Source organism: Mesorhizobium sp. P2_A8 (genome assembly GCF_056404935.1).
This window is the reverse complement of record NZ_JBFUDB010000015.1, coordinates 110,874-120,478: the sequence shown is the minus strand read 5'-3', so window position 1 is coordinate 120,478 and position 9,605 is coordinate 110,874. Positions and strand designations below refer to the sequence as shown.

Sequence of the window (9,605 nt, the reverse complement as noted above, 5' to 3'; positions counted from 1 at the left end):
CACCAGTCTGGCCTGTCGCTCCGGTCTGGCCGGTCGCACCAGTCTGGCCGGTTGCTCCGGTCTGGCCGGTCGCTCCGGTCTCACCTGTCGCTCCGGTCGCACCAGTCTGGCCTGTCGCTCCGGTCTGGCCGGTCGCTCCAGTCTGGCCGGTCGCTCCGGTCTCACCTGTCGCTCCGGTCGAGCCGGTCGCACCAGTCTGGCCTGTCGCTCCGGTCTGGCCGGTTGCTCCGGTCTGGCCGGTCGCACCAGTCTGGCCAGTCGCACCAGTCTCACCTGTCGCTCCGGTCTGGCCGGTCGCACCAGTCTGGCCTGTCGCTCCGGTCTGGCCGGTCGCACCAGTCTCGCCGGTCGCTCCGGTACCACCTGTTGCTCCGGTCTGGCCTGTCGCTCCGGTCTGGCCGGTCGCACCAGTCTCGCCAGTTGCGCCGGTACCACCAGTCGCGCCGGTTTCACCAGTCGCACCAGTCGAGCCTGTCGCACCAGTCTGGCCTGTCGCTCCGGTCTCGCCAGTCGCGCCGGTACCACCAGTCGCGCCGGTAGAGCCAGTCGCACCGGTACCGCCGGTTTCACCGGTCGCACCAGTCAAGCCTGTCGCACCGGTAGAACCCGTGCCGCCAGTCTCGCCGGTACCACCAGTCGCACCAGTATTGCCGGTCGCGCCGGTAGAACCCGTTGCGCCGGTCGCGCCCGTATCACCAGTCGCACCGGTATTGCCGGTCGCGCCGGTATCGCCCGTTGCACCTGTGGCGCCAGTATCGCCAGTCGCACCAGTTACGCCAGTCGCGCCGGTACCACCCGTTGCACCTGTGGCGCCGGTATCGCCCGTCGCGCCAGTCGTGCCGGTACCGCCCGTCGCGCCAGTCGTGCCGGTACCGCCCGTCGCACCAGTTGCGCCAGTATCACCAGTCGAGCCAGTCGCACCTGTGGCGCCAGTCGAACCAGTCGTACCCGTGGAACCAGTCGTACCCGTAGAGCCAGTTGTACCCGTGGAGCCAGTCGCGCCTGTGGCGCCGGTCGCACCTGTCGCGCCGGTGGCTCCGGTCGCGCCCGTGGCGCCTGTCGTACCCGTTCCGGTGGCGCCCGTCGCGCCTGTGGTTCCGGTCGAGCCTGTGGCTCCTGTCGCGCCTGTCGCGCCGGTGGCGCCGGTCGCGCCCGTCGTACCCGTTCCGGTGGCGCCCGTCGCGCCTGTGGTTCCGGTCGAGCCTGTGGCTCCTGTCGCGCCTGTTTGACTCGTGACAGTCAAACTGCCCCCATTGAAGTTATTGTTGCCACCGGGATTGGCAGCACCGCCCGTGAATTGATAAGTATTAGGACCAGTGGGAACAAGCGTGCCCATCACGCCAAAGTTGGCGTCGTAAATCGTATAATTGTCACCGACGATAGGGATCGTAATAGTTACTTGAAAAGCAAAAACCAGTCCGTTTGTTGCTGATGGAAGCTGAAAACTTCCAACAACCGTATCAGGAGTAAGCGATGTATCAACCAGATAGTACGTGTTGACGTTACTGCTGTTGCCAGGGCCAGTTATCGTGCCAGTGAGTGTCAGATTACCTACTACAAGCACCCCGGTGTAATTTGCCACCCCATCCCGGGTCAGCGGCGGCAGGGGCGTGGACGCGTTCACGCGTGCGGACAGTTCCCATGCGCCGCCCAGGGCGGCTGCGCCAACCAGCGATCTCGATGCGCAGACGTCCGCACCGATGGCCCCTTCCAGCGCCGCCACGAAGGTCTCGCCAGCATTCCCCGATGCCGTTTCGCAGCTCCACAGCCGTAGTTCGCCGTCCGCGGCAAGCGCCCGGCCGATTGCGGCAAGTTCCTCGGCCTCTGCCTTCAGTGTGGCTGATGACCACTCCCCTGCAGTGAAGCTGACCCGCCCAGGCGCGCCATGTGCGATGACGTGCACCGCATCAAGCCCTGTGTGCCCTGCGAGCGCGGCAGCGAGCTGCTGAGCCGCAGGCCGGCGGCCGTCGAGCACAATCGCTCGAACCTCGGGTCGCAAATTGCCGAGAACAGTCTGGAGGTCGGAAACTGAAGGGTCGACAAAAAGAATTTCAGAGGCGCGGGCCATGACTGGCTCCTGTTGGCTTCGAATTCAATTCACGGGGAAACCGCCCACCGGCCTGGCCGGCGAGCGCTGCGGATAAGGAGCTTGGGGGCCGTCATCGTCCGGACGACCCGACGGCGCCGTCGGGACGTTCTACGGTTGGGGTTTCAACGCGAAGGAAACTGGCGACCTCAAAATTCCCGCCATCACCAAACGTCCCAATGGCAAGTGAGCCGGCGGTGCTTGGCACCTTGACCGTGAGAGCGACAGCGAGGCTTCGCTTGACGGCTCTGGGAAGGACGACCTGACCGACGATCGCGCTCCTGGCCGTGTCCAGAATGAAATAATTTACATTTTCGATCGTGTCGCCGATCGGCAAAACGCCCCGAACGGTGACTTCCATGACCGCAAAACCTGCTGTGAAGCTCATCATCTTCTCCCTGATCGCGGCCGCCGTGCCGCTGCTTGTTTCGTACCCTTAGGTTCAATCGCTGGTTTCAATTGCACGCTGGTTTCAATCGCAACCGAGCGCACGCACTCGCCGAGGCCGGTCGCGGCTGCTATCGGCCCCGCGCGCGCCGGCGTATGACGGGCAGTACGGCGAGACGGGCGCGCGAGGGTTGACGGCCTCTTCGCGCCGCTCGATCGAACGGCGCGCCACTTGTCCTGGCTGAGATGAGCGTACAAACCGCAGGCGCCCGGTAACCCAAAGCGCACCGGGGGATACCGATCTACCGCTGGGCAATCATTGCTGCCAGCCAGCTGCGGATAATTGAGGGGTTGATCGAAGCGGAAGCCTGCGTCGCGGCCGCATCGTTTCAGACTTGGTATCACACCAACCACAGCCAACTCCCGCAACGCATGTCTCGATTTATCGACGACTACTTGCGAGGGAACCGACTACTTGCGAGCTACTTGCGAGGGAACATCAGGTTGGGAAAACGCCGGCCTTGAATTCAAGGCAGTACGACGTCTTCTCCAGCACGCCACCAAACACTCCGTGCACCCTCACGCACGACGTGACTAGCTCCAGACACTCTCCTGGCTCAGCAGACTGCGCAGACCGACAGGCCTCCTGCCCGGTCCACGGCTACCCTCCCAGCACAAGGCATTAGTAAAATCTAAAATTAGCAAGTTGTAAATAACCAAGTTAACAATTTGTTAATTGTGGACACAAGCAACTAGTTTTCGGTCGACATCGAAATGGCGCGCATGGGCCAAACGCATCGAAAAATCCGAGGCTTAAGGCGCCCCTTTGGTTCGCGTGGAACCCTCGATGTCGCGGCGGATTCTGTGCGTCAGCGATTGAGCCGACGGGAACGTTCGTTCGCAGACCCCTGGTCCAGGGCAACTGCGAGACCTTGCTGTGACGGAAAGCGCTGGCTAACAATGGATTGAGCAGAGATAGCGCGTGACTGGGAAGGGACGATCGATCCTGGCAACAGAGCTCATGCAAATGGCCAAGGCGGCGGGGTGATGTGCATGAGGTATAAGGGCTGGATAAAGGCGCGCAACGAACGCCGCTCCGCCAAGGGATTAACATGAGCACCATCGGCCTGTGCATGATCGTCAAGAACGAGGCAAAGGTCATCCTGCAATGCCTCGCCAGCGCGCTTCCTATCGTTGACTATGTGCTCGTCATCGACACGGGTTCCGAGGACGGCACGCAGGATCTCATCCGCAACTTCCTGACCACGCACAATGTCAACGGCGCAGTCATCGACGAGCCCTGGCGGGACTTCGCGTACAACCGGACCTTTGCGCTTGAGCGGCTGCGTGAAGTCGAGACGGTCGACTACGCCATGATCATCGACGCGGACGACGTCGTGGTCCAGGACGCCGATTTCGATCCGGTCGCGTTCAAGTCGCGGATGGAACACGATCTATACGACGTCGAGGTGTCCCACGGTGGCATTTCGTTCTACCGCCCGCAGATCTGCCGCAACCGGCTGCCGTTCTCCTTCAAGGGCGTGCTGCACGAATATCTCGAGGCCCCTCCCGGCCATCTCACACGCGAGACCGCCAAGGGTTTTCACGTGGCGACGGGGCGTGGCGGCGCACGCAGCCAGAATCCGCGAAAGTACCAAGACGACGCGGCCGTTCTTGAAAATGTGCTTGCCACGGAGACCGACCCCTTCCTGGTTTCGCGATACACCTTCTATCTGGCGCAGAGCTACAGGGATTCCGGTGAACGCGAAAAATCGCTGGCGAACTACCTGAAGCGTGCCGAGCTGGGTTTTTGGAACGAGGAAGTCTATGTCAGCCTGCTCGAGGCGGGCAACCTCATGGCAGCGCTGGGACGGCCATTCGACGAGGTCGTTGCCGTCTTTGAGCGTGCGGCGCAGATCGTTCCCACCCGCGCGGAGGCTCTTCACGCCGCGAGCCTCTATTGTCGCAACCAGGGCCGGAATGCGGACGGAACGGAATTTGCGCGTCGAGGGCTCGACCTTGCCCAACCCGCCGGACTTTTCATACAGCCCTGGGTCTACGACTACGGACTGCTCGACGAGTTTGCCGTCAATGCCTACTGGACAGGCGCTTATCGGGAATCGCTCGATGCCTGTCTGAAATTGCTCGCCAGCGAAAAATTGCCGGCGGAAATGGTGAAGCGTGTGGTGGCCAACGCGCGTTTCGCCACCGACAAGCTTCCGGTCCATGAACCGCCGAAACTCGGGGCGTTCGGGACCGAGAGCCTGATCGATCAGCACAAGCTTGTCCGGCGGCGTTCGTTGCGGTCGCGCATGAAGGGCACGCCACGCATCCTGGTGGCAATCCTGGCAAAGCAAAAGGAGCCGGCACTGCCGCTTTACCTCGAGTGCATCGAGGCGCTCGACTATCCGAAGGCGTCGATCGTCCTCTACATCAGGACAAACAACAACACCGACAGGACCGAGCACATATTGCGCGAATGGCTAGAGCGTGTCGGCCACCTCTATGCGGCGGTCGAAATCGACACCTCGGACGTAGCCGATCGGGTCGAGCAGTTCGGCGAGCACGAATGGAACGAGACGCGCTTCAGGGTGCTCGGCCGAATCCGCAACATTAGTTTGCGGAAAACTCTCGAGCACGGCTGCGATTTCTATTTCGTTGTCGACGTCGACAATTTCGTGCGGCCGGCCACGCTGCGCGAACTTGTGGCGCTCGACTTGCCAGTCGTCGCTCCCCTGCTTCGCTCCATCTCGCCCGGCCAATACTATTCGAACTACCACGCCGAGATCGATGCGAACGGCTATTATATGCCGTGCGATCAATATGGCTGGGTGCTCAACCGCCATGTGCGCGGCATTATCGAGATGCCGCTCGTCCACTGCACCTATCTTGTCCGCGCCGACGTGCTCATCGAACTGACATACGAGGACGCCACATCGCGGTTCGAGTACGTCATCTTTGCCGACAGCGCCAGGAAGGCCGGCATCGTGCAGTATATGGATAACCGACAAGTCTATGGCTACATCACCTTCGGCGACGGCCAATATCATGTGAGTGACGGGATCGAGCGCGCTCGAGCGCTGTTGCGCGGTGCGGGCGATACCCCCGCATTCACTGCCGCCACGCCCTCTGGCTCCGGGCCGATGCCAGTTCGACCCGTCGAGCCGCCGCAAATTCACCTCATAAACTTGGACAGCAGCGTTGAGCGCTGGCGCAAATATCAAGATAGGAATCCTCATCTGGCTGCCAATACAATTCGTGTATCGGCCGTCGATGGAGCATCCCTCGATAGGTCTGCCTTAAAAGCCTTGGTAGACGATGGAGTGATCGCCGAGGATTGCGAGTATCTGCCAGACGCATTGGGATGTGCTCTATCCCACATCAATTTGTGGAAGCTAGCGGTAGCCGAGAAGCGCCCAATTACCATTTTCGAGGACGACGTCTACTCGTCGTTCAACTTTCTTGAGGAGTCGACCCGCATTCTGTCCATCGCTCCAGAGAACTGGGATATGGTAAAGTGGGGATTCAATTTTGATCCTCTGTTCCTGTGGTTGAATTTCGATTTTTCCAAAGCCAAGCTGGAGTTCTACGACCGACAACACAAACAAATCCCTGCTCAATTTCAATCCGACGACTATTCGAGATCTCTTATACGGCTGACCCATTCCTTTGGTGCGATGGCCTATTCAGTAACTCCAAGGGGCGCTCAAGCACTTCTTGAACAATGCCTGCCCCTACGAAAGAGGCTTATTACGTTTCCTGAGACTGGAGTAGTCCTAGAGGATGAGGGCATCGATTGCGCAATGTCCGCGGCGTATGACTCCATGAAAGCGTTCGTTTGTATGCCGCCACTGGTCATCCAGGATGACGAGCAAGATTCACATCGGCTGGCTGCAGACGGCTTGCGACCCGACTAAGACTCTGCCCCGCATCCGCGGGGAAACCTTTGTGCCGTTCTCATTAAATGCGTTTGAACGCTACGGAGGGTATCAAATCGATCAGCTTCAACCCTGGCAGTGTTTGCGATATCAGCCAGGGCAGCCGGGTTTCGATCGGTACAGATAGGACAGGCCATGCGAATAATCGCTTCAATGACCACCATTCCCTCGCGAATTGATCGAATTGGTCCTGCACTTGAAAGCGTGCTCGGCCAGACCATTCCGGTGGAGCATATAGAATTGAATGTTCCATATGTATGTGTGCGTACGAATGAACCATACACTCTGCCGACATGGCTCACGGAAATGGAACGGGTAAAGATTTTTCGAACGGACGACTACGGTCCGATCACAAAGATTGCCCCCACACTGCTACGACACCAGGACGACAATGAAACGTATCTATGGTCGGTAGACGACGACTTTGCGTATCCTGCAAATCAGCTGGAAATGTTATGCCGTGGACATCGTGCTTCGGAGCATCGCATACTTGCGAGGCACGGCGGCGACTTTAACACAGATGGCAGTATCACTTTCAAATTCGGGCAAACTCAAGTATCAATGTTCGAGGGATTTGGTACAGTTCTGTATCCTCCAGCGTGCATCGGAGACGACTTCTTAGAATACCTACAGGCGAGCTCGAAAGACGTGGACTGCCGGCAAAGCGACGATGTGGTTCTATCTCTCTATTTTTCGTCTCGCCAGCTTCCTATTTTCATATGGAATTCGCCTTCCGAAACTGAACCTTTTTACCCCACGGGTTCGCTTCCTCACTCCTCAGAGAGGGATGCGCTCCATTTGCAAGGCGGGGGAAATATGGAGCGGTATAAGCGCGTACTGAGCGTCTTGAGGTCACCTGGATTCACCAAGTCTCAGCCCAATACTACATTGGATATCATCACCAAGGAGCAGTTCGAAACACTGCCTTGGATATATACGGCTCACAACACGGTGCTGTACGTGGAAGTCGACACAGGTGAGCTGCGTCATGGCCCGATCGACAGTAATTCTACAAATGTCAGATTTCTGACCGATGGCAAGCAGGGGCAGATGATATTCGGTGGTGAAGATCACCGCCTTCCAATTGCTTTTCAGTCAGATTGCTCGCTGGTCTCCAAGGAGTCCAAGACGTCGGCGCCCACCAGCTTGGAAATCTTCCCGATGCACTGGGTTTGGGTTGGTTTTCATGTTGGCAACACGTTCCTTTGCGCCGAGCTTGATGGGCGCATAACTCTCTCCAGACCCCATTGCCTCGGCCACGAAAGTTTTTCGCTCTCGGAGCCTCCTCGCTCACAAGAGATTTTTCAGGCCTTGGGCCTGCTCAAGCCATACGATGTAGAACCATTCCTCAAGACGAGGGTCGGATGCAAAAGTGATGGAGGATATGTAATTCTCGATGACTTGGATCCAATAGAAATTGTCTACAGCTTCGGCATCGGAAACCAGGTTTCATTTGATCTTGAAATGGCGAACATGGGAAAGGATATCTTCATGTTCGACCATACCGTTGACGGACCTCCTCTTGAGCACCCGAACTTCCATTTCTACAAGCAAGGGTTGGCAGCAGATAACAACGAAGCGGCATCCTTGTACACGTTAGCATATCAGCTCAACAGGCTCGGTCATGAGGGGCGGCCTGATCTACTTCTGAAGATCGATATCGAAGGTGCTGAGTTCGAGGTGTTTTCGGCAATGCCGAACGCGATCCTTCGGCAATTCCGGCAAATTACCATGGAACTTCACTGGTTGGGCAGACTGAGTGATCCGACTTATCGAGCTGGTTTCGTGGCGGCACTATCGAAAATCAACAGTGAGTTCACATTATTTCATGTGCATTCAAACAATAATGAGCCTCTGAGAATTGTCGATGGGCACGTAGTCGCGCCCGTGATGGAGCTGTCGTATGTGAGATCTGACCTGATCGAGCGCGCGCCGTCGACGACCGTATATCCCACTGAATTCGACTTTCCGAACTGGACGCCCAGGCCTGACCACACACTTTGGTTCTATCCATTCCTACCAATGCTTGAGGAGTCTGCTGAAGCCCTTGAGAGGTCGATAGCGACATCGAACCGGATGTTTCCGGCCAGCGGTCACACTTAGCAAGACAGTTGGCCGCCGCGGCCCTTGTGCTAGTTTCACCGGCAGCGCCACAGATGGAAACCGATCTGATATCGTCGGCGAAGCAATAGGAACAGACGGTCAGGCGACGAGATTTTGTAACATGGCTTGCGGGTTCATCCGCTTGTTATTTTACGCCTGCTGGATTGACCTAGTCAGGTGGTTGGAAAACGAGTTCCACGCCGATGACACCGGCCCGTATCAACGCTCGCCGACGTTGAATTCGTTGTAATTTGTCGCATAGTGCCCTATTGCAGCAGTAAGCGTGCTTGACGACTTTTCCGTCTTCCAATCAATGCGGCTGGCATCGAGATTGAGCACGTCGCCGGCGTCGATGAGGTGCATTAGATGACGCAAAGCACGCCCGATGATTCCCGCGAAGCCTTCGCGCGCATTTACCAAAGCAACGAGTGGGGCTCCGCGGAATCGCGCTCCGGACTCGGTTCAGCGTACGCGACGACACATCGCGTGCGAACCGTATTGCCGATGCTTTTGCGCGCACTGGATGTGAAGTCCATGCTCGACGCGCCCTGCGGCGACTTCAACTGGATGCGCTTCGTCGACTTGGGCAAAACGCACTACATCGGTTGCGATATCGTTCCGGACGTGATCGAAACGAATCGCATGCGATACGCGGATCGCGAATTCCGGGTGCTCGATCTGGCTGCCGAACCACTGCCGAACGTCGACCTCATTTTTTCACGCGACTGTCTGCAGCATCTGACCGAGCCCGATATCTGGCGCGCGCTGCGCAACTTCAAGAAGTGCGGCGCGCGCTGGCTGTTCACCTCAAGCCATTCGACCTCGGCACAGGACATTGCGTCGGAAACAGGCGGATTCGGATTTCTCAACTTGCAGCAACCGCCATTCTCGTTACCGCTGCCACTCCTGGTCATGCCAGAGGAACACTACGCATCGAAGGCGATGTGCCTGTGGGACATGACGCAAATCGGCGCATGAGAAAACCCAATGCCATTACCAATTCAAATGCTCGTCGCCGCTGCGAAGGCAACATGGCAACTCACACACCACCTTGAGCGTTGTTCGATGGTTGTGGGGTTGCGCTACGCCCC

General features: G+C 58.1%; 6 protein-coding genes and 1 pseudogene. 3 read left to right on the top strand and 4 right to left on the bottom strand.

The genetic code is table 11. The annotated features are described in order from the left end of the window. The 3 genes and pseudogenes from AC1D10_RS34010 to AC1D10_RS34000 form a co-directional block, all read right to left on the bottom strand. A partial coding sequence (locus tag AC1D10_RS34010; RefSeq protein ID WP_477279495.1) for a hypothetical protein occupies positions 1-1,243 on the bottom strand: 1,243 nt, incomplete at its 3' end. A gap of 375 nt (positions 1,244-1,618) precedes the next feature. Continuing rightward, positions 1,619-2,068, bottom strand: a pseudogene (locus AC1D10_RS34005) (DUF4347 domain-containing protein); the annotation flags it as partial. Between the two features lie 91 nt (positions 2,069-2,159). Beyond that, positions 2,160-2,474 carry a hypothetical protein gene (locus tag AC1D10_RS34000; protein WP_477279481.1) on the bottom strand — a complete coding sequence of 105 codons (315 nt, stop codon included), beginning with the start codon at positions 2,472-2,474 and terminating at the stop codon, positions 2,160-2,162. Between the two features lie 1,111 nt (positions 2,475-3,585). Here AC1D10_RS34000 and AC1D10_RS33995 point away from each other — a divergent pair. Both AC1D10_RS33995 and AC1D10_RS33990 read left to right on the top strand, forming a co-directional pair. Next, complete coding sequence (locus AC1D10_RS33995; RefSeq protein ID WP_477279479.1) at positions 3,586-6,390, top strand: glycosyltransferase family 25 protein; 2,805 nt, start codon at positions 3,586-3,588, stop codon at positions 6,388-6,390. 174 nt (positions 6,391-6,564) lie between these two features. Then, on the top strand, positions 6,565-8,514 hold the full coding sequence (locus AC1D10_RS33990; RefSeq protein WP_477279477.1) for an FkbM family methyltransferase: 1,950 nt from the start codon (positions 6,565-6,567) through the stop codon (positions 8,512-8,514). A 219-nt stretch (positions 8,515-8,733) separates the two neighbouring features. Here AC1D10_RS33990 and AC1D10_RS33985 read toward each other — a convergent pair whose 3' ends face one another. Next, positions 8,734-8,877 carry a hypothetical protein gene (locus AC1D10_RS33985; RefSeq protein ID WP_477279475.1) on the bottom strand — a complete coding sequence of 48 codons (144 nt, stop codon included), beginning with the start codon at positions 8,875-8,877 and terminating at the stop codon, positions 8,734-8,736. A gap of 3 nt (positions 8,878-8,880) precedes the next feature. Between AC1D10_RS33985 and AC1D10_RS33980 the strand changes: the two genes are divergently transcribed. Beyond that, positions 8,881-9,492 carry a class I SAM-dependent methyltransferase gene (locus tag AC1D10_RS33980; protein ID WP_477279473.1) on the top strand — a complete coding sequence of 204 codons (612 nt, stop codon included), beginning with the start codon at positions 8,881-8,883 and terminating at the stop codon, positions 9,490-9,492. Positions 9,493-9,605: the final 113 nt, after the last annotated feature.

Coding starts and splice junctions, on each gene's coding strand:
- AC1D10_RS33990 (WP_477279477.1), top strand. CDS start 6,565: ATGACCACCATTCCCTCGCGAATTGATCGAATTGGTCCTGCACTTGAA.
- AC1D10_RS33985 (WP_477279475.1), bottom strand. CDS start 8,877: ATGCACCTCATCGACGCCGGCGACGTGCTCAATCTCGATGCCAGCCGC.
- AC1D10_RS33980 (WP_477279473.1), top strand. CDS start 8,881: ATGACGCAAAGCACGCCCGATGATTCCCGCGAAGCCTTCGCGCGCATT.
- AC1D10_RS34000 (WP_477279481.1), bottom strand. CDS start 2,474: ATGAGCTTCACAGCAGGTTTTGCGGTCATGGAAGTCACCGTTCGGGGC.
- AC1D10_RS33995 (WP_477279479.1), top strand. CDS start 3,586: ATGAGCACCATCGGCCTGTGCATGATCGTCAAGAACGAGGCAAAGGTC.